General features: G+C 50.1%; 22 protein-coding genes. 11 read left to right on the forward strand and 11 right to left on the reverse strand.

From position 1 onward, the window contains the following. Positions 1 to 24: 24 nt before the first annotated feature. Complete coding sequence (locus LG384_RS01995) at positions 25 to 1326, reverse strand: anaerobic C4-dicarboxylate transporter (RefSeq protein WP_045438837.1); 1302 nt, start codon at positions 1324 to 1326, stop codon at positions 25 to 27. 115 nt (positions 1327 to 1441) lie between these two features. Continuing rightward, positions 1442 to 2878 (reverse strand): aspartate ammonia-lyase, encoded by a 1437-nt coding sequence (gene aspA / locus LG384_RS02000; RefSeq protein ID WP_040232935.1) that lies wholly within the window; start codon positions 2876 to 2878, stop codon positions 1442 to 1444. Between the two features lie 337 nt (positions 2879 to 3215). Here aspA and LG384_RS02005 point away from each other — a divergent pair, with 337 nt between their 5' ends. Continuing rightward, positions 3216 to 3695 (forward strand): FxsA family protein, encoded by a 480-nt coding sequence (locus LG384_RS02005; protein WP_045438843.1) that lies wholly within the window; start codon positions 3216 to 3218, stop codon positions 3693 to 3695. Between the two features lie 32 nt (positions 3696 to 3727). On the opposite strand, the gene yjeH is transcribed toward LG384_RS02005, so the two are convergent. Further along, positions 3728 to 4975, reverse strand: coding sequence for an L-methionine/branched-chain amino acid transporter (gene yjeH / locus LG384_RS02010; protein WP_045438850.1), 1248 nt, complete (start codon positions 4973 to 4975; stop codon positions 3728 to 3730). Positions 4976 to 5253: 278 nt separating this feature from the next. On the opposite strand from yjeH, the gene LG384_RS02015 reads away from it, so the two are divergent. From LG384_RS02015 to LG384_RS02025, 3 genes are all read left to right on the forward strand, one after another. After that, on the forward strand, positions 5254 to 5547 hold the full coding sequence (locus LG384_RS02015; protein WP_000027827.1) for a co-chaperone GroES: 294 nt from the start codon (positions 5254 to 5256) through the stop codon (positions 5545 to 5547). Between the two features lie 43 nt (positions 5548 to 5590). Then, a complete protein-coding gene (groL, locus tag LG384_RS02020; protein ID WP_045438854.1) occupies positions 5591 to 7237 on the forward strand; it encodes a chaperonin GroEL in 1647 nt (548 codons plus the stop codon). A gap of 252 nt (positions 7238 to 7489) precedes the next feature. Then, the gene (locus tag LG384_RS02025) at positions 7490 to 7843 is read left to right on the forward strand and encodes a DUF4156 domain-containing protein (RefSeq protein ID WP_045438856.1); all 354 of its coding nucleotides are present in this window, start codon (positions 7490 to 7492) and stop codon (positions 7841 to 7843) included. Between the two features lie 99 nt (positions 7844 to 7942). Here the strand turns inward: LG384_RS02025 and epmB are convergent, their stop codons facing one another. Further along, positions 7943 to 8971, reverse strand: a complete 1029-nt coding sequence (epmB, locus tag LG384_RS02030; RefSeq protein WP_045438859.1) for an EF-P beta-lysylation protein EpmB — start codon at positions 8969 to 8971, stop codon at positions 7943 to 7945. 41 nt (positions 8972 to 9012) lie between these two features. On the opposite strand from epmB, the gene efp reads away from it, so the two are divergent. The 3 genes from efp (at position 9013) to ecnB (ending at position 10025) form a co-directional block, all read left to right on the forward strand. Then, positions 9013 to 9579, forward strand: coding sequence for an elongation factor P (efp, locus tag LG384_RS02035; RefSeq protein ID WP_005120972.1), 567 nt, complete (start codon positions 9013 to 9015; stop codon positions 9577 to 9579). Between the two features lie 57 nt (positions 9580 to 9636). Then, positions 9637 to 9771 (forward strand): lipoprotein antitoxin entericidin A, encoded by a 135-nt coding sequence (gene ecnA / locus LG384_RS02040; protein WP_045438864.1) that lies wholly within the window; start codon positions 9637 to 9639, stop codon positions 9769 to 9771. 107 nt (positions 9772 to 9878) lie between these two features. Next, a complete protein-coding gene (gene ecnB, locus LG384_RS02045; RefSeq protein ID WP_003025482.1) occupies positions 9879 to 10025 on the forward strand; it encodes a lipoprotein toxin entericidin B in 147 nt (48 codons plus the stop codon). Between the two features lie 30 nt (positions 10026 to 10055). Here the strand turns inward: ecnB and LG384_RS02050 are convergent, their stop codons facing one another. Continuing rightward, the gene (locus LG384_RS02050) at positions 10056 to 10655 is read right to left on the reverse strand and encodes a LuxR C-terminal-related transcriptional regulator (RefSeq protein ID WP_045438869.1); all 600 of its coding nucleotides are present in this window, start codon (positions 10653 to 10655) and stop codon (positions 10056 to 10058) included. 256 nt (positions 10656 to 10911) lie between these two features. Between LG384_RS02050 and sugE the strand changes: the two genes are divergently transcribed. Continuing rightward, entirely contained in the window at positions 10912 to 11229 is a 318-nt protein-coding gene (gene sugE / locus LG384_RS02055; RefSeq protein WP_045438872.1) for a quaternary ammonium compound efflux SMR transporter SugE, read from the forward strand. Here sugE and LG384_RS02060 read toward each other — a convergent pair. After that, a complete protein-coding gene (locus LG384_RS02060; RefSeq protein WP_045438873.1) occupies positions 11226 to 11759 on the reverse strand; it encodes a lipocalin family protein in 534 nt (177 codons plus the stop codon). The two genes, sugE and LG384_RS02060, sit on opposite strands and share 4 nt — an antisense overlap. Before the next feature lie 94 nt (positions 11760 to 11853). Continuing rightward, on the reverse strand, positions 11854 to 12999 hold the full coding sequence (gene blaCMY, locus LG384_RS02065; protein ID WP_225760384.1) for a CMY-2 family class C beta-lactamase: 1146 nt from the start codon (positions 12997 to 12999) through the stop codon (positions 11854 to 11856). Positions 13000 to 13133: 134 nt separating this feature from the next. On the opposite strand from blaCMY, the gene ampR reads away from it, so the two are divergent. Beyond that, a complete protein-coding gene (gene ampR, locus LG384_RS02070; protein ID WP_370637011.1) occupies positions 13134 to 14006 on the forward strand; it encodes a LysR family transcriptional regulator AmpR in 873 nt (290 codons plus the stop codon). Positions 14007 to 14047: 41 nt separating this feature from the next. Here ampR and frdD read toward each other — a convergent pair whose 3' ends face one another. From frdD to frdA, 4 genes are read right to left on the reverse strand one after another with little or no spacing between them, the layout of a single operon-like run. After that, positions 14048 to 14407, reverse strand: coding sequence for a fumarate reductase subunit FrdD (frdD, locus tag LG384_RS02075; protein ID WP_045438887.1), 360 nt, complete (start codon positions 14405 to 14407; stop codon positions 14048 to 14050). Between the two features lie 10 nt (positions 14408 to 14417). Then, positions 14418 to 14813: a fumarate reductase subunit FrdC gene (frdC, locus tag LG384_RS02080; RefSeq protein WP_045438890.1), complete on the reverse strand. Its 396-nt coding sequence runs from the start codon at positions 14811 to 14813 to the stop codon at positions 14418 to 14420. Positions 14814 to 14823: 10 nt separating this feature from the next. Beyond that, on the reverse strand, positions 14824 to 15558 hold the full coding sequence (frdB, locus tag LG384_RS02085; protein ID WP_045438893.1) for a fumarate reductase iron-sulfur protein: 735 nt from the start codon (positions 15556 to 15558) through the stop codon (positions 14824 to 14826). After that, positions 15551 to 17341, reverse strand: a complete 1791-nt coding sequence (frdA, locus tag LG384_RS02090; protein ID WP_045438896.1) for a fumarate reductase (quinol) flavoprotein subunit — start codon at positions 17339 to 17341, stop codon at positions 15551 to 15553. Before frdA ends, frdB begins: the two co-directional genes overlap by 8 nt. A gap of 324 nt (positions 17342 to 17665) precedes the next feature. On the opposite strand from frdA, the gene epmA reads away from it, so the two are divergent. Together epmA and yjeM are read left to right on the forward strand one after the other, a co-directional pair. Beyond that, the gene (epmA, locus tag LG384_RS02095; RefSeq protein ID WP_045438899.1) at positions 17666 to 18643 is read left to right on the forward strand and encodes an elongation factor P--(R)-beta-lysine ligase; all 978 of its coding nucleotides are present in this window, start codon (positions 17666 to 17668) and stop codon (positions 18641 to 18643) included. Positions 18644 to 18864: 221 nt separating this feature from the next. Then, a complete protein-coding gene (yjeM, locus tag LG384_RS02100) occupies positions 18865 to 20367 on the forward strand; it encodes a glutamate/gamma-aminobutyrate family transporter YjeM (protein ID WP_045438901.1) in 1503 nt (500 codons plus the stop codon). Positions 20368 to 20373: the final 6 nt, after the last annotated feature.

Here is a 20373-nt window from a genome sequence, read left to right on the forward strand (position 1 = left end):
GCTTGCACGCCCTGCAGGTAAAACTTAAAGCATGAAGCTGCCCAGCAAGAAGCCGAAGCAAACCGCCAGAACCACACCCAGAGTACCAGGGATGAAGAACGGATGGTTAAAGACGAATTTACCGATGCGGGTTGTACCGGTGTCATCCATCTGAACCGCAGCAACCAGCGTTGGGTAAGTTGGCAGAATGAACAGGCCAGAAACGGCGGCGAAAGATGCTACAGCCGTCAGCGGAGAAACGTTCAGTGCCAGAGCCATCGGCATCAGTGCTTTAGCCGTTGCTGCCTGAGAGTACAGCAGTGCAGAAGCAAAGAAGAAGATGACGGCCAGCAGCCACGGATGACCCTGAATCACGCTACCTGCAGTATCTTTGATCCAGTCGATGTTGTGAGATACGAAGGTATCACCCAGCCATGCCACACCCAGGATACAAATACAGGCGCTCATACCGGCTTTGAAGGTACTGGAGTTCAGGATGGCGTCAGTTTCAACGCGGCAGATAATCGTGGTCAGCGTCGCGACGCTCAGCATGATGATCAGAATTGCGTTAGTGGTGTTCATCAGCGGTTTAGCGACCAGACCGAGGCTTGGGCTGTTGACGATGGCATAAACGACTACACAAACTACACCCAGCAGGAACAACCATACGGAGGTCTTCGCACCGGCTTTGATTTCAACTTGTCTTTCGCCGCGCAGTTCGACCAAACCTTCTTCCAGACGTTTACGGTAAACCGGGTCGTCAGACAGTTTGGAGTTGAACAGTGCGGTGATCAGGAAAGACATCACCAGAACCGCCAGCAGGGTGGATGGAATGACCACAGACAGCAGGTGGATGTAGCTGATTCCATGACCTTCCATTACGGAAGACATATAAACCACGGCTGCGGAGATAGGTGATGCGGTAATCGCAATCTGTGCAGAAACCACCGCAGTAGACAGAGGACGGCAAGGTTTGATCCCTTGTTCCTTCGCCACTTCAGCGATAACCGGCAGCGTTGCCAGAGAGATGTTGCCTGTACCAGCAAAGATAGTCAGGAAATAGGTCACGATAGGAGCAAGGATCGTGATGTATTTCGGGTTTTTGCGCAGCAGTTTTTCAGTCTGATGAACCAGATAGTCCAGACCACCGGCAATCTGCATGGCTGAAATGGCTGCGATAACCGCCATGATAATGGAAATAACGTCGAACGGAATTGTACCCGGTTTTACGCCGATAGCGGCGAGAACCAGAACACCCAGCCCACCTGCGAATCCAATACCGATACCCCCAAGTCTGGCACCCAAAAAGATTGCCAGCAAAACGATGATAAGTTCTAAAACTATCATATTAGCCTTCCTTGTTGTTTAACAAGTTGATATTAAATTGTTGTTTTTAAGTAACTTCGAGTAAGAAAAAAGGCACGTCATCATGACGTGCCTTCTCTGGTACTACCCTACACGATTACTGTTCGCTTTCATCAGTATAACGTTTTGCTTTATAAGCAGGGTGCATCAGGTTTTGTGCAGAGAAGATATCGTCCAGTTCTGCTTCGGTCAACAGGCCGCGCTCCAGGACAACTTCACGTACGCTCTTACCTGTTTCGGCACAAATTTTACCGACGATGTCGCCGTTGTGGTGACCGATGAACGGGTTGAGGTAGGTGACGATACCGATGGAGTTGTATACGAATGCTTCACACACTTCTTTGTTAGCGGTGATGCCGCTAACGCATTTTTCCAGCAGGTTGTAGCAAGCGTTGCTCAGAATATGGATAGATTCGAACATTGCCTGGCCGATTACCGGTTCCATTACGTTCAGCTGCAGCTGACCTGCTTCAGACGCCATGGTGACGGTGACATCGTTACCGATGACTTTAAAGCATACCTGGTTTACGACTTCCGGAACAACCGGGTTCACTTTTGCCGGCATGATGGAAGAGCCAGCCTGCAATTCCGGCAGGTTGATCTCGTTCAGACCAGCACGTGGGCCAGAGGAGAGCAAACGCAGGTCGTTACAGATTTTGGACATCTTCACAGCCAGACGTTTCAGTGCACTATGCACCATAACGTATGCGCCGCAGTCGGAGGTTGCTTCAATCAGGTCTTCAGCCGGAACGCAGGCAAAACCAGTAACTTCAGCCAGTTTTTGCACTGCCAGCGGAGAGTACTCTTTCGGTGTGTTCAGACCAGTACCGATTGCTGTTGCGCCGAGGTTAACTTCCAGCAGCAGCTCTGCGGTACGACCAATGTTTTTCACTTCTTCTTTCAGCAGTACGCTGAAAGCACGGAATTCCTGACCGAGGGTCATCGGTACAGCATCCTGCAACTGGGTACGGCCCATTTTCAGGATGTCCTGGAATTCAACGGCTTTTTGTTCGAAGCCTTCGCGCAACTGGTTCAGAGCATCAATCAGTTTGATGATAGATGCGTAAACAGCGATACGGAAACCGGTCGGATAAGCGTCGTTGGTGGACTGACATTTGTTCACGTGGTCGTTCGGGTTCAGGTACTGATATTCACCTTTCTGGTGACCCATCAGTTCCAGACCGATATTGGCCAGCACTTCGTTGGTATTCATGTTGACGGAGGTACCCGCACCGCCCTGGTAAACGTCTACCGGGAACTGATCCATGCATTTTCCGTTATTCAGGACTTCATCACACGCTGCGATAATGGCATTTGCCACACTCTTAGGAATGGTTTGCAGCTCTTTGTTGGCCAGGGCCGCTGCCTTTTTAACCATTACCATACCGCGAACAAATTCAGGAATATCACTGATTTTGTTATTGCTAATGTAGAAGTTTTCAATCGCTCTCAGAGTATGAACACCGTAGTAGGCGTCCGCTGGAACTTCCCTGGTACCCAACAAATCTTCTTCGATACGAATGTTGTTTAACATGTGAACCTTCTTTTTCAAGCTGCCAATGATTTTACTAAACACACAGGATATATGTGATTTCGATTGTTTCTCGACCGACGATTATCCCCTGCATCGGTCTGATACCCGAGATCATATGCTGCTTCAGGATTTCTACCGTAATCTGGATCACTTAAAGTGTGGAATTTACCCCTTATTTATTATTATGTGAAATAGATCACCCCTTTAGGATTAATACCAAATATAAGTGTACAAACAGCTTGAAATTTTGCTAACGACCTCAACATCTGACTAATGCGAGTCGCACAACCATTCAGACAGGCGTTGCGAAAACGGCTGTTATTTACAGGAGAGTCCTTTGCGCTGGATACCATTACTTGCCATCTTTCTTTATGTTTACATTGAGATTTCTATCTTTATCCAGGTCGCCCATGTGTTAGGCGTTCTGATGACCCTGCTCCTGGTTATCTTCACTTCGGTCATCGGGATGTCGCTGGTACGCAACCAAGGGTTCAAGAATTTTCTGCTGATGCAGCAAAAGATGGCGGCAGGTGAAAGCCCCGCTGCAGAAATGATTAAAAGCGTGTCGCTGATTATTGCTGGCTTGCTGCTGGTGCTTCCTGGCTTCTTCACCGACTTCCTTGGTCTTCTTCTTTTATTACCTCCAGTACAGAAGCATCTGACCATGAAGCTCCTGCCGCACCTGCGTTTTTCTCGTATGCCTGGTGGCGGTTTTGGCGCCGGAACCGGCGGTGGTGAGACGTTTGACGGAGAATTTCAACGCAAAGACGACGATCGCAACCGTCTTGACCATAAAGACGATGATCGTCGGGATTAACTCTCTGAAATGATCGCCCGGTAGCGCTAAGCTTACCGGGCCTCAGCCTGCTTCCGCTTGGGTAAAAACAGCCACAGTGCTGCCAGCATAATCAACGCATACATACTCTTCCAACCGACCATAGCCAGCAACAGCAGGCACAGCAGACAACCAATAACCGCTAAAGCGCGATAGTGTCCTTTCAGTAATCGACATCCTGCCAGCATGCACAGTAGATAGATCATAATAAAGATGCCGTTAGCGTAGACGATTAATGCGTCGAGATTGATTTGCAGCACATAAATGCACAATGTACTGACCACGCAGCAGCCCAACACTGCGTTCAGCGCATTGCGCGGAAGATGACGAGGGGACAGGCGAGCCAGATAGTGGTCCGGTTTATATTGTGCTTGTGACCACACCAGTCTGGCGAAACTCTGAATATAAATATTCAGGCTGGCAAAACAGGCCAGATAACCAATGACACAGGCTACCCACAGCGCTTGCACGCCAAACAGCTGCACGACAATTTCGGGCAGTGAAGCCGCCGCAGCCATCTGCTCACCGTAAGCACCGAAATGGAGTACTACCACCGTACACGCCCAGTAAACGGTACCGGCCAGCAGCAGGCCTGTCATCAGCGCGCGCGGGAAATCTCTCTCGGGGTTTTTGAATTCGGACGCCAGGTGTGCAAACGCTTCAAGGCCGACAAAACACCAGAACATTACCGACAGCGCCGCGAACAATCCGGGAAGTTCAATATTACTGACAGAAGGGAAGGGGATTTCGCCCGGCCTTAGCTCTCCAGCCCACCAGATAGCGACAATAAGAGCAACAATCAGCCCGGCAATCACCGTTTGCAGGTTAGCGCTGGAGCTGGCACCGCGTGAACCGATGTACCACACCAGGACCAACGTACCGAGTTCTGCCAGCAACAGTTGCCAACCATGCCAGCCAAACATCGCCTGACCGAATCCGGCAGCAATATGGAGTGCAGCAGGGAGGCCAACGGGAATAACCGATAAAAATAGCCAGCCGGTGACGCGTTCCAGACGTGGGCCAAAAGCCATTCCGACGAAATGCGCCACACCACCCGCGCTGGGGAAATGGCGACCGAGTACGGCAAAGACAATGGCGATGGGAAAGACTAAAACGATGAGAACTGGCCATGCCCACAGGCTGTTATTGCCAGCGACTAACGCGGCCAGTGCGGGAACGGCAAATACGCCCGTACCGAGTAATGATGTCGATAACAAGCCGATACCCTGAGCCAGCCCCAGTTCTTGTTTCAGTCCACTCATAATTAGTTATTGTCCGGTTATGCCTGAAAGTCAGGCAACTACGCAGTTTTTCGATGTTATCACAATCGGATTTGCTTATGACGAGATGGCAGAAATCGTTATGAAATGTGAGGTGCGTCGGTGTTTTGACGGGATTTTATCCTGATATAAATTTTTTTTCGCTTGCCCCCTTGAAGGCACAAATTCTCATCCCCATCTCTCTGGGCACTAGCCGGGAAACCGTTTACGGGCCGGCGTCACCCATAACTGATAAAGACTTTCTCAAAGGAGAGCTATCAATGAGTATTCGTCCGTTACATGATCGTGTGATCGTCAAACGTAAAGAAGTTGAATCCAAATCTGCTGGCGGCATCGTACTGACCGGTTCTGCAGCGGGTAAATCAACTCGTGGCGAAATCATCGCTGTCGGTAAGGGTCGCATCCTGGACAACGGTACTGTACAGCCGCTGGACGTAAAAGTCGGCGATATCGTAATTTTCAACGATGGCTACGGTGTTAAATCTGAGAAGATCGACAATGAAGAAGTGTTGATCATGTCTGAAAGCGACATTCTGGCGATTGTTGAAGCTTAATCCGCGAACGACACTGAACATACGAATTTAAGGGAAAGAGAAAATGGCAGCTAAAGACGTAAAATTCGGTAACGACGCTCGTGTGAAAATGCTGCGCGGCGTAAACGTACTGGCAGACGCAGTGAAAGTTACCCTCGGCCCGAAAGGTCGTAACGTAGTTCTGGATAAATCTTTCGGTGCACCAACCATTACTAAAGATGGTGTTTCTGTAGCACGTGAAATCGAGCTGGAAGACAAGTTCGAAAACATGGGCGCACAGATGGTGAAAGAAGTTGCCTCTAAAGCGAACGACGCTGCAGGCGACGGTACCACCACCGCGACCGTTCTGGCTCAGTCTATCATCACTGAAGGCCTGAAAGCTGTTGCTGCGGGTATGAACCCGATGGATCTGAAACGTGGTATCGACAAAGCTGTTGCTGCTGCGGTTGAAGAGCTGAAAGCACTGTCCGTACCGTGCTCCGACTCTAAAGCTATTGCTCAGGTTGGTACTATTTCCGCTAACTCCGACGAAACCGTAGGTAAGCTGATCGCAGAAGCGATGGATAAAGTCGGTAAAGAAGGCGTGATCACCGTTGAAGACGGTACCGGTCTGCAGGACGAACTGGACGTGGTTGAAGGTATGCAGTTTGACCGCGGCTACCTGTCCCCTTACTTCATCAACAAGCCGGAAACAGGTGCTGTAGAGCTGGAAAGCCCGTTCATCCTGCTGGCTGATAAGAAAATCTCCAACATCCGCGAAATGCTGCCGGTTCTGGAAGCCGTTGCTAAAGCTGGCAAACCGCTGCTGATCATCGCTGAAGATGTTGAAGGCGAAGCACTGGCTACGCTGGTTGTGAACACCATGCGTGGTATCGTGAAAGTGGCTGCAGTTAAAGCTCCTGGCTTCGGCGATCGCCGTAAAGCGATGCTGCAGGATATCGCTACTCTGACTGGTGGTACCGTTATCTCTGAAGAGATCGGTATGGAGCTGGAAAAAGCGACCCTGGAAGACCTGGGCCAGGCAAAACGCGTTGTGATCAACAAAGACACCACCACCATCATTGATGGCGTGGGTGAAGAAGCGGCAATCCAGGGTCGTGTGACTCAGATTCGCCAGCAGATCGAAGAAGCAACTTCCGACTACGACCGTGAAAAACTGCAGGAGCGCGTAGCGAAACTGGCAGGCGGTGTTGCAGTTATCAAAGTAGGTGCTGCTACCGAAGTTGAAATGAAAGAGAAGAAAGCACGCGTTGAAGATGCCCTGCACGCTACCCGTGCTGCGGTAGAAGAAGGTGTTGTTGCTGGTGGTGGCGTAGCGCTGATTCGCGTAGCGTCCAAACTGAGCGAACTGCGTGGCCAGAACGAAGACCAGAACGTGGGTATCAAAGTTGCGCTGCGCGCAATGGAAGCTCCGCTGCGTCAGATCGTTCTGAACTGCGGTGAAGAGCCGTCTGTTGTGGCTAACACTGTGAAAGCAGGCGACGGTAACTACGGTTACAACGCTGCAACTGAAGAATACGGCAACATGATCGACATGGGTATTCTGGATCCGACCAAAGTAACCCGTTCTGCTCTGCAGTACGCGGCTTCTGTTGCGGGTCTGATGATCACCACCGAGTGCATGGTTACCGACCTGCCGAAAGGCGATGCGCCTGACTTAGGTGCTGCTGGTGGAATGGGCGGCATGGGTGGAATGGGCGGCATGATGTAATTGCCCACACCCTGCATCCTTCAGGTTGCAGATGTGTTGGCTGCGTTTGCTAACCCCTGTTGCTTACTCTAGTAAGCTCCTGGGGATAAACAAACTTGCCGCCTTGCTGCAACCAGAATGATTTGGGTGTTCATCTCCCATAAATGAAAAACCCCCAGACAGAAATGTCCGGGGGTTTTTCTTTTGGTCATCTTTTTAGTATATGATTCAGCTACGGACAAAAGGTCCAGCTCATTGATTATGGGGAATAACATGCACGTGAAATATTTAGCAGGGATCGTTGGTGCCGCGCTACTGATGGCGGGTTGTAGCTCCAGCAACGAACTGAGTTCAGCCGGACAAAGCGTACGCTTTGTCGAAGAGAAGCCTGGCGCGGAGTGTCAACTGGTTGGTACTGCGACCGGTAAACAAAGCAACTGGCTTTCTGGTCAGCATGGCGAAGAAGGTGGCTCTATGCGCGGTGCGGCAAATGACCTGCGTAATCAGGCTGCGGCAATGGGCGGTAACGTGATTTATGGTGTCAGCAGCCCATCGCAAGGGATGCTATCCAGTTTTGTCCCGACTGCCAGTGAGATGATTGGTCAGGTTTATAAGTGCCCTAACTGATAAACGCTGGCGTTGCCGGATGGCGACGCTAAAGCGTCTTATCAGGCCTACAGGTGCAAGTGACCGTAGGCCTGATAAGCGTAGCCTCGACGGGTATTATCAGTTTTGTCGTAATTGCAAATCCAGCGGTGTCTTGCTTGGCTCCCCGCCAATTTCGCGTGCCAGTTTGGGCACCATATAACCTGACACCAGCGTCAACAGTTCGCGCATTATTTGCCGCGCTTCATCGTCACTGACTATAAAGTGGGCAGCTCCCTGTACCTTATCCAGTACGTGCAGATAATAAGGCATCACTCCCGCATCAAACAGCGCATTGCTGAGATCGGCCAGCGTTTGCGCGTTATCATTTACACCACGCAACAATACGCTTTGGTTGAGCAGCGTGACGTTCGCTTTGCGCAATCGGGTCATCGCCTGACGAAATTCTTCATCGATTTCGTTAGCGTGGTTAATATGATTTACCAGCAGAACTTGCAGACGTGATTGTTCGAACCGGGTTGCCAGCTTTTCCGTGATACGTGCCGGGATAACAATCGGCAGACGGCTGTGAATACGCAGACGTTTTATATGCGAAATGGCTTCCAGTTGCGTTAGCAACCAGTCCAGTTCATGATCCTTGGCCATTAGCGGATCGCCACCAGAAAAGATAATTTCATCGAGTTCCGGGTGGGTGGCGATGTAATCTAATGCGACCTGCCAGTTACGCTTATTCCCTTGATTATCGGCATAAGGGAAATGGCGACGGAAACAGTAACGGCAGTTTACCGCGCAGCCGCCTTTTACCAGCAGTAACGCCCGATTGCGGTATTTATGCAGCAATCCTGGCACGACGCTGTGTTGTTCATCCAGCGGGTCAGTAGAGAATCCAGGTGCGGCGACGAATTCATCCTGTGAGGTGAGTACCTGACGCAGCAGGGGATCGTTGGGGTTACCTTTCTCCATACGAGCGATAAACGATCGCGGTACGCGTAGAGCAAAAAGACGTTTTGCCTCGCGACCTGCGAGCAAGTTTTCATCAGCGTCTATATTCAAAAGACGTAATAGTTCATCCGGATCGGTGAGAACATCGGCAAGTTGTACTAACCAATCTTCTCTGGATGGGGTGTTTAGGGTTACAATATGCGCCATTTTGTGGCTTAGCTACCAGTTAACAATTTTCAGAGGGCCTTATGGCGACTTACTATAGCAACGATTTTCGTGCCGGTCTTAAAATCATGATGGACGGCGAACCTTATGCGGTTGAAGCCAGTGAATTCGTTAAACCGGGTAAAGGCCAGGCTTTCGCGCGCGTTAAGCTGCGCCGTCTGCTGACCGGTACTCGTGTAGAGAAAACTTTCAAATCTACTGACTCCGCTGAAGGCGCAGACGTTGTAGATATGAACCTGACTTACCTGTACAACGATGGTGAATTCTACCATTTCATGAACAACTCTACTTTCGAACAGCTTGCAGCTGACGCGAAAGCGGTAGGTGACAGCGCTAAATGGTTGCTGGATCAGGCTGAGTGCATCGTGACCCTGTGGAATGGTCAGCCTATCTCTGTGACCCCGCCGAACTTCGTTGAGCTGGAAATCATCGAAACTGATCCAGGTCTGAAAGGCGACACCGCAGGTACTGGTGGCAAACCGGCTACTCTGTCCACTGGTGCTGTAGTTAAAGTTCCGCTGTTCGTACAGATCGGCGAAGTGATCAAAGTGGATACGCGTTCAGGCGAATACGTTTCCCGCGTTAAGTAATACATCCTATTTGATCTATGGCGCAGATTGCTGCGCCATACTTTTTCCAGGGCAGGAATGATGAAACGTCTTCTCGGTCTTGTAATGTTCATCCTTTTCACCAGTACTCTCCTGACGGGCTGTAACACTGCGCGTGGCTTCGGTGAAGATATCAAACACCTTGGTAATTCAATCTCTCACGCCGCTAGCTGATCTTCTCATATTGTCTTAAAAACGCCCGTTTATCCGTCAACCTTTCGGATCTTGTCTATCATTAAGTAGCTATACACAAACAATATTGGCTAGAAAAGGAAGACGTTATGGTTAAAAAGACAATTGCTGCGATCTTTTCTGTGTTGGTACTTTCTTCTGTATTAACCGCGTGTAATACCACGCGAGGCGTAGGGCAGGATATTTCTGAAGGTGGTAGTGCCATTTCTGGTGCAGCGACCAAAGCCCAGCAATAACCATGAACGGTACGACGTTGTGTCGTACCGTTAATTCATTTTCTCCGGCAGTGACAGAAACGGTGAGAAACGGTTTCCCAAATGCAGTTTCATTCGGATATTGCGTTTATAGGTGTAGACCGTCTTGCCATGAATACAAAGTGCTGCTGCTATCTCATTGTTACCCACGCCATCCATCCACATCGACAATACTTTTTCCTCCTGCGGCGTAAGCAATGGTGTAACGTTTTTTGCTGTCTCTAACGTGGGGCGAACATGTAATGCATCCTGAATGTTGTCTGACAATTCGGCCAGCGTGGCGCGTTTGGATAATACCGAGTGGACTGAATATTGAGGGTTGTGGGCGGGTATGTGCTCTCGATCTCCTGGTCGCAGCAGGATCAGGGGGATCATGCCACAACTCATAAAAAAAGGTGCTATCGGCGGACTGGAATGAGCATCGCTGAGAAAACTGTATAAATCGGCGATCACCAGATGTGGCTTCCACTGCAAAATATGCTCTTTTGCCAGCAGGAGATTATTAATTCCTGACACCAGAAATGAAGAGTTGAACATCCCAGAATGATTGAGCAAAGCCTCTAACCCTGTACGGGTGTAGTGGCATCGGTCAATCACTAAAATTTTAAGCATAAACTTTTCGCATTCAGAAGAGGGGCACACGGCTTCCTGAATTCAGAAAGCCCTTCATCATAGAGAAATCCAATGTGAGCCAAATGCGGGAACTACGCTGCTAATTGTGCTTAATTCTTGCTTTAAGTATGCAGTTAATAAAAAGGTTGAAATTCATTTTCTCTCGGGCAAAAATGCCTTTTCATACTTCTGCTTTGCAGGACGGCCTGCAAACGCTTCTTTCACCGGGGACGGCCCCATTGTTCTGGAGCCTTATATGTCCTGGATCATTTTACTCATTGCTGGTCTGCTCGAAGTTGTATGGGCGATTGGCTTGAAGTATACCCATAGTTTTACCCGCCTGACGCCGAGCATCATTACCGTGGTGGCAATGATCGTCAGTATCGCCATGCTTTCGTGGGCGATGAGAACACTGCCGGTTGGGACGGCCTATGCCGTCTGGACCGGTATTGGTGCGGTGGGGGCTGCTATTACCGGTATTCTGTTACTCGGTGAATCCGCCAGCCCGGCGCGTTTGTTGAGTCTTGGGTTGATTGTTGCCGGAATTGTTGGTCTGAAGCTCAGCACCCATTAAGCGCCAGGTTGTTTTACCCAAATCAGTTTATTCACATCGAACCCTTCTCGGGTTGCGATTGCCAGCATCTGCTGTTTCATCTCATCTGAAATAGTAGGGGTACGCGAAAGGATCCACAGGTAGTCGCGATCCGGACCACAGACCAGCGCATGCCGATACTCTCTGTCGAGAGCAATTACGTTATACCCTCCGTAAAACGGGCCGAAGAATGAGACTTTGAGTGCGGCACGTGAAGGTTCCCCGGTAAAATAAGCTTTACCTTCCGTTTTTTGCCACATACCCCGGTCTGCGTTGTAGCCCTTGTTGATCACGTTGATACCACCATCATCACGCAAACTGTAGGTCGCGGTGACTTTATCCAGCCCTCGCTCAAAACGATGGTCGAAGCGCGCGATTTCATACCAGGTTCCGAGATAGCGTTTGGCATCAAAGTTGTTCACAACGGTAACGCCTTTTGGCGGAGTGGGGGTACTGCAAGCAACAACCAGAAATGCAGCCGCGACCGCAGCAACGACAGGCAGAATGCGCATGGGATTTTCCTTGCTGTATTTTTTGTTAAGTGTAGATGACGGCAGGAAAAGTAGAGGAAGAAAGGAGGCCCGAAGATTCGGACCTCAAACTCAGTTATTGCAGTTTTTCGAGGATGCGCCAGGCAGCATCTACGCGGGCAGGGTTAGGATAACTTTTGTTTGCCAGCATCACGATGCCAAGATTTTTTTCCGGGATGAAGGCAACATAGCTACCAAATCCGCCAGTCGAACCCGTTTTATGTACCCACGAGGCTTTTACTACAGGTGCGGGTGGGTTTACCTCAACGGCCGGAAGCGCAGCCAAAGCGACTTTGCTGTCGCTGCCGTTGATAACTATGTCGGCTTTCACTGGCCAGTTCAGCATCTCCCAGCCTAACCCCTGGTACATCTCGCCAATACGCCAGTAACGTGACTGCGCAAGCTCGATGCCCTGTTGGAGGGTTTTCTCCTGCACGTGGCTGGCGTCCATATTGACCTGAACCCAGCGAGCCATATCCATAATACTGGATTTTACACCATACGCTTCGGCATCAAGTTGACCCGGAGAAACATGCACGGGCTTGCCTTCGCGATAGCCCCATGCGTAATCCTTTTGCTCACTCTGAGGAACAGTAATCCAGGTATGCTTTAGTTTTAATGGTTGTAGGATGCGGTTGATCATCGCCTCTTCATAACCCATTCCCGAAGGTTTTACAGCCAGTGCGCCAAACAGGCCAATACTGGAGTTGGCGTAGAGACGCTTAGCTCCCGGAGCCCATTGTGGCTGCCAGTTTTGATAGAAGTGCAGCAATGCGGCCTTATCAGTCACTTCGTCGGGTATTTGAAGCGGCAGGCCACCTGCTGTGTAAGTGGCCAGGTGCAGCAAGCTGATACCCTGCCACTGTTTGCCTGTCAGTTCGGGCCAGTATCGGGTGACTGGATCGTTAAGTTTGATTTCACCGCGAGCGATAGCGTCGCCACCCAGCACACCATTGAAGGTTTTACTGACCGATCCGAGTTCAAACAGCGTTTGCTGTGTAACAGGGCGATTATTGGCAATATCAGCTTTACCCCAGGTAAAATAATACGGTTTTCCCTGGTAGATGATTGCCACGGCCATACCCGGAATCGCTTGTTCTTTCATCAGTGGTGTGATGGTGCGATTAACGATATCGGTAATCTGTTGTTCTGTTTTCGAGGCGGCAAGCGTTGAGAAAGATGCTGTCAGTAGCAGCACACAGCATAACGATTTTTTCATCATGAAATTATTTCCGTAATAAAAAGCGAAAGGGTGTCCGGGCCCATCAGACGCGCTCAGTTTGTTTGATTTGTACTGTGTTGACAAACGGTTAAATTTAGCAGCAGATATAAGTTTTTCTAACGGGAACAATGACCATGCGTAGCTATATCCCACTTAATTCGCTGCGGGCTTTTGAAGCGGCCGCCAGACATCTCAGTTTTACCCGCGCAGCGATTGAGCTGAACGTTACGCATTCCGCCATCAGCCAGCATGTGAAAGCGCTGGAGAAACAACTAAATTGTCAGCTTTTTGTTCGAGTTTCACGGGGGTTGATGCTGACAACAGAAGGTGAAAGTCTGTTACCTGTACTTAATGACTCTTTTGATCGTATTGCGGGGACGCTGGACCGTTTTGCCCGCAATCAGATCCAGGAAAAGCTTAAGATTGGTGTGGTGGGTACCTTTGCGGTTGGTTGCCTTTTTCCTTTACTGGCCGATTTTAAGCGGAGTTGCCCGCATATTGATTTGCATCTTTCCACCCACAATAATCGCGTGGATCCTGCCGCTGAGGGACTGGATTACACTATTCGCTACGGTGGTGGTGCCTGGCACGATACTGATGCGCAATACTTATGTAGTGCCCCGATGTCTCCGCTTTGCTCACCTGAATTGGCATCTCAGATTCAGGTCCCTACGGATGTCCTGAAATTTCCGCTATTACGATCTTACCGCCGTGATGAATGGGCCCTTTGGATGCAGGCTGCGGGGGAACTTCCCCCTTCACCAACGCATAACGTGATAGTGTTTGATTCGTCTGTCACGATGCTGGAAGCGGCGCAGGCAGGGATGGGCGTTGCTATTGCCCCCGTAAGAATGTTCACTCATTTGCTGAACAGTGAACGTATAGTACAGCCGTTTTCAACGCAGATTGATCTGGGGAGTTACTGGATAACGCGTTTACAATCCCGCCCGGAGACGCCTGCCATGTGCGAGTTTTCCCGTTGGTTAACCGGTGTTGTGCACAAATAAAAAGGCCCGCCAGTGGCGGGCCTGATAAGTCACGCATGTGATTAGATAGTCAGAATACCGATCGCTGTTACTACCGTCAGGATTGCAGCCAGACCGTAGAATACCCACTTGCCAGCTGGCACGTGGATTTTCAGGTCATGCATGGCATGGTGCATACGGTGTAAACCGCACCACAGCGGCAGAACGATCATCAGGAACAGAAATGCCCGTCCGATGAAGCTCTGGGCAAATGCCAGCACGCGCTCATAGCTCAGCGCATCGCCCGGGAAAAGCCCCAGCGGCAGCATAATGCCAACCAGCAGAACCACTACCGGCGCAATGATTGCGCCCCACATACCACCTGCACCGAACAGGCCCCAAAATACGGGTTCGTCAGAGCGTTTTGGATTTGGATTAATCATCCCGGACTCCTTACCAGTACAGGGCAACATACAGAATGACTACGGTCGCAACCGCAGTAACTACCCAGAGACCTTTGATGATCGGCTCTGGCCCCATTTTTTCGTCTTTTACGATGATGTTGGCAGCTTTCGGTGCCAGTTCAAACCAGGTTTTGGTATGCAACAGCGCTGCTGCCAGAACAACCAGATTGAGGATCACCACTACCGGGTTTTGCAAAAAGCCGACAAAGCCCATCCAGGATTCAGCACCATGCTTGAGAGCAAACAGACCGAAAATCAGTTCAATACTGAACCAGACTGCCGGAACCGCTGTACCTTCGCGCAGCATGTAAAAGCGATAAAATGGCAGCTTTTTCCACCAGGTGGACGTCATTGGCCGCACATAGGGTTTGCGTTTAGTCGTCATCTTGCACTCCTTAGCGTGGTTTCAGGGTTGCGATAAGAAAGTCTTTTGAACTTTCTACTTTACCCTGCTGAATGGCCGCAGCCGGATCGACGTGTTTCGGGCAGACTTCGGAGCAATAGCCCACGAAAGTACAGGTCCAAACGCCGTTCGGGCTGTTCAACTGAGCCATACGCTCCTTCTTACCATGGTCGCGGCTATCTTCGTTATAACGATGTGCCAGCGTAATCGCGGCCGGTCCAATGAACTCAGGGTTCAGGCCGAACTGCGGGCACGCTGCGTAGCACAGACCACAGTTGATGCAACCGGAGAACTGATGATACTTCGCCATCTGCGCTGGAGTCTGGGTGTTTGGACCCTGATCCGGTGTACGCGGGTTACCAATGATGTACGGCTTGATAGCTTCCAGACTTTCGATAAAGTGCGTCATATCGACGACCAGATCGCGTTCAATCGGGAAGTTAGCCAGCGCTTCAATCTTCATGCCGTTGGTGTATTCACGCAGGAAGGTTTTGCACGCCAGTTTAGGCACGTTGTTGACCATCATGCCGCAGGAGCCGCAGATAGCCATACGGCAAGACCAGCGATAGCTCAGGTCCGGTGCCAGGTTATCTTTGATGTAGTTCAACGCATCCAGCAGTGACGTTGTTTCATCATAAGGAACTTCATAGAAAGCACTGTGCGGTGCGGTGTCCACTTCCGGGTTATAGCGCACCACCTCAACTTTCAGGTTTTTCATCTCAGCCATTCGCCTTCTCCTTCTTATCGGCTGCTTCCGCTTCGCCACCGTACATACGTTTAGCTGGCGGCAGAGTGGTGATTTTCACGTCGCTGTATTCCAGGCGAGTTGTGCCATCAGCATCGCGGAAGGCGAGGGTATGTTTAAGGAAGTTGACGTCGTCACGCTCGGTGCAGCCTTCATCCAGACGCTGATGCGCGCCGCGTGATTCTTTACGCGCCAGAGCAGAGTGCGCCATACATTCAGCAACGTTCAGACCGTGACCCAGTTCGATGGTGTACAGCAGGTCAGTGTTGAAGACGCTGGAAGTGTCGGTGATACGTACGCGTTTGAAGCGTTCCTGCAGTTCAGCCAGCTTATCAACGGTTTTCTGCATGAGTTCTGGTGTACGGTAGATACCGCAACCTTCTTCCATGGAGATGCCCATTTCGTCGCGGATCTTCGACCAGTTCTCGTTACCTTCCTGGTTAACCAGATCTTTCAGACGTTGTTCAACGGAGGCAACCTGCGCATTTAGTGCTGCATCGTTAGCGGTGCTCGCTGTAGACGCACGTTCCATCGCTTGTTCACCGGCCAGACGACCAAAGACCACCAGTTCAGCCAGGGAGTTAGAGCCCAGACGGTTAGCACCATGCAGACCTACAGATGAACATTCACCGACAGCGAACAGACCTTTAATGCGAGTTTCGCAGTTCTGATCGGTTTCGATACCGCCCATGGTGTAGTGTGCGGTCGGACGTACCGGGATCGGTTCTTTAACCGGATCGACACCCACGTAGGCTTTCGCCAGTTCGCAGATAAACGGTAAGCGTTCGAGCAGTTTTTTCTCGCCGAGGTGACGCAGGTCGAGGTGAACGACATCGCCACGCGGAGTGGAGATGGTGTTGCCTTTGCGCCATTCATGCCAGAAAGCCTGAGAAACTTTGTCGCGCGGACCCAGTTCCATATATTTGTTCTTCGGCTCACCCAGCGGAGTTTCCGGGCCCATGCCGTAGTCCTGCAGATAACGGTAGCCATCTTTGTTGACCAGAATACCGCCTTCACCACGGCAGCCTTCGGTCATCAGGATACCGGATCCTGGCAGACCAGTCGGGTGATACTGAACGAACTCCATATCGCGCAGCGGAACGCCGTGGTTCAGCGCCATACCCATACCGTCACCAGTTACGATGCCGCCGTTGGTGTTGTAACGGTATACACGGCCTGCGCCGCCCGTTGCCATCACCACTGCGTTAGCACGGATTTGTACCAGAGTGCCTTCCATCATGTTCATGGCAACCAGGCCGCGAACATGACCGTCATCAACCAGGATATCCAGAACGAAATGTTCGTCAAAACGCTGAATTTGAGGGAACTGCAAAGAAGTTTGGAACAGAGTATGCAGCATATGGAAGCCGGTTTTATCCGCGGCAAACCAGGTACGCTCAATTTTCATGCCGCCGAAGCGACGTACGTTGACGCTACCGTCTTCACGGCGGCTCCATGGGCAACCCCATTGTTCCAGTTGCGTCATTTCAGTTGGGCAGTGGTGGACAAAGTAATCCACGACATCCTGCTCACACAGCCAGTCTCCGCCTGCTACCGTATCGTGAAAATGGTAGTCAAAGCTGTCATGATCCTGCGCGACAGCAGCAGAGCCGCCTTCGGCAGCAACGGTATGGCTGCGCATTGGGTACACTTTTGAGATCAGTGCGATTTTAGCGTTGGGATTTGCTTGCGCAGCAGCAATTGCAGCACGTAATCCCGCGCCACCGGCGCCTATAATGGCAAGATCGGCTTGAAAGGTTTGCACGACATTCCTCCAGATTGTTGTTATTTCATCCCTGCCTGCAATCAGATGCTTAATCTGATTCAGACAGGTTATGAACGCGTTTCCACTGCTCCTTTATAGGTACAATAGTATAGTCTTAGGGATGTGAGGGAAATTTGACGTGTTCGATTTTTTTAGCGTATCAGAGGGCTGAATTATCATTGAATTTGATTAATTTAATTACTAAACCACCCAATGTTGCTTTTTTTACCCGCCAGCCAGTGTTTATTATTCCCGCGTGAAATTTGTCTCGCTAACGCGATACGAGTAGACTTCGTGCCCTTGTCTTAAATCGGAGAAATAACCATGAGCGAAACGGCAACCTGGCAGCCGAGCGCGTCCATCCCCAATCTGTTAAAACGAGCTGCAATTATAGCGGAGATTCGTCGCTTTTTTGCCGATCGTGGCGTGCTTGAGGTTGAGACACCTTGTATGAGTCAGGCGACGGTTACGGACATTCACCTGTTCCCGTTCGAAACGCGTTTCGTTGGCCCTGGACATTCTCAGGGGATGAACCTCTATTTAATGACCAGCCCGGAATACCATATGAAGCGCCTGCTGGTGGCAGGATGCGGCCCGGTATATCAACTGTGCAGAAGCTTTCGTAATGAAGAGATGGGACGTCATCACAACCCTGAATTCACCATGCTCGAGTGGTATCGTCCCCATTACGACATGTATCGCCTGATGAATGAAGTGGATGATTTACTCCAGCAAGTGCTGGATTGTTCCCCTGCGGAAAGCCTCTCATACCAGCAAGCCTTCCAGCGTCATCTGGAAATCGATCCGCTGTCAGCGGATAAGACGCAATTGCGTGAAGTGGCGGCTAAATTGGATCTCAGCAACATCGCTGATACAGAAGAAGACCGGGATACCCTGTTACAGTTGCTGTTTACGATGGGTGTTGAGCCACATATTGGGAAAGACAAACCGGCGTTTGTGTATCACTTCCCGGCCAGCCAGGCATCGCTGGCACAAATTAGTACCGAAGATCACCGTGTTGCTGAACGTTTTGAGGTTTACTACAAGGGTATTGAACTGGCGAATGGTTTCCATGAGCTGACCGATGCGCGTGAGCAGCAGCAACGCTTCGAGCAGGATAATCGCAAACGTGCCGCTCGTGGCTTGCCGCAGCAGCCAATCGACAACAACCTGCTTGAAGCGCTCAAGGTCGGTATGCCGGATTGTTCCGGTGTGGCGCTTGGGGTTGATCGTCTGGTGATGCTGGCGCTGGGTGCTGATAGCCTGGCCGATGTTATCGCCTTTACCGTCGATAGGGCGTGAATCTGAAAATCTCCCCGCAGTAAAATAAATGGCGCGTAATGCGCCATTTTGTAGTTTTTTTTTTCAATTTCATCTTTATAGACACAGTTTAAATCTGGATATTTGCCGTTATTCAGGTATCAATTCTGGTTTGATTTTTTGATGGCTGACCTCCGCCTGGAGGACAGTGTAAACATGTGGACGCGGTTTAACCTGCGCGTTCCAGAGTAAGGGATAGTTTAATGACCCAAACAATAAAGAAGATGAGCCTGTCAGGCCTCATCCTTATGATATTCACGTCAGTTTTCGGATTTGCAAATAGCCCTTCAGCTTTTTATTTAATGGGTTATAGCGCCATTCCATGGTATGTATTTTCTGCATTATTATTCTTTATTCCATTTGCCTTAATGATGGCGGAAATGGGATCTGCCTATCGTAAAGAAGAAGGGGGGATCTATTCGTGGATGAATAATAGCGTTGGACCGCGCTATGCGTTTATCGGTACGTTTATGTGGTTCTCCTCTTATGTGATTTGGATGGTGAGCACCGCGGCAAAAGTCTGGGTGCCTTTTTCCACCTTTTTATTCGGCGCAGATATGACGCAGCAATGGCGTATCGCGGGACTTGAGCCAACGCAGGTTGTTGGGTTGCTCGCCGTAGGCTGGATGATTTTGGTGACGGGTGTCGCTTCCAAAGGTATTAATAAAATTGCCCGTATTACGGCTGTGGGCGGAATTGCCGTAATGTGTCTTAATTTAGTTTTGTTGTTAGCGAGTATCGCTATTTTGTTATTAACAGGTGGTCACTTTGCGCAGGATATTAATTTTGTCTCCTCACCCAATCCGGGATATCAGTCCGGTCTGGCCATGTTGTCATTTGTTGTATTTGCTATTTTTGCTTATGGTGGAATTGAAGCTGTGGGTGGGCTGGTTGATAAAACGGATAAACCAGAAAAGAATTTTGCAAAAGGAATTGTTTTTGCCGCAATAGTGATTTCAATTGGTTATTCGCTGGCCATATTTTTATGGGGCGTTAGCACCAACTGGCAGCAGGTATTAAGTAATAGCTCGGTTAACCTTGGCAATATTACTTATATCCTGATGAAGAGTCTGGGGGTGACGTTGGGTAATGCATTGCATTTGTCTCCTGAATCTGCGATGACCATGGGCATTTGGTTTGCGCGTATCACTGGGCTTTCCATGTTCCTCGCTTATACCGGTGCTTTCTTTACGCTCAGCTACTCGCCATTGAAAGCAATTATTCAGGGAACGCCAAAAGCATTGTGGCCTGCGCCAATGACGAAGCTCAATACCATGGGTATGCCGACGATGGCAATGTGGATGCAGTGTCTGCTGGTGAGCCTGTTTATTCTGTTGGTTTCATTTGGTGGCGATACTGCTTCCGCGTTTTATAACAAACTGACGCTGATGGCGAACGTATCAATGACGTTGCCGTATCTGTTCCTTGCACTGGCTTTCCCTTTCTTTAAATCCCGTGAGGGGCTGGAAAGGCCGTTTGTGATTTTTAAAACCCGGGCCGCAACGTTGCTGGCAACGAGCGTGGTGGTGCTGGTGGTAACGTTTGCCAACGTATTTACCATCATCCAGCCAGTGATTGAAGCCGGAGACTGGAACAGTGCGCTGTGGATGATAGGTGGCCCGATATTCTTCTCACTGCTGGCCATGGCGATTTATCAGAACTACAGTCGTCGCATGGCCTGTGAGCCAGAGTGGGCGGCTGAGTAATCATCT

Source organism: Citrobacter sp. Marseille-Q3906, from assembly GCF_916618775.1.
GTDB lineage: Bacteria > Pseudomonadota > Gammaproteobacteria > Enterobacterales > Enterobacteriaceae > Citrobacter > Citrobacter murliniae.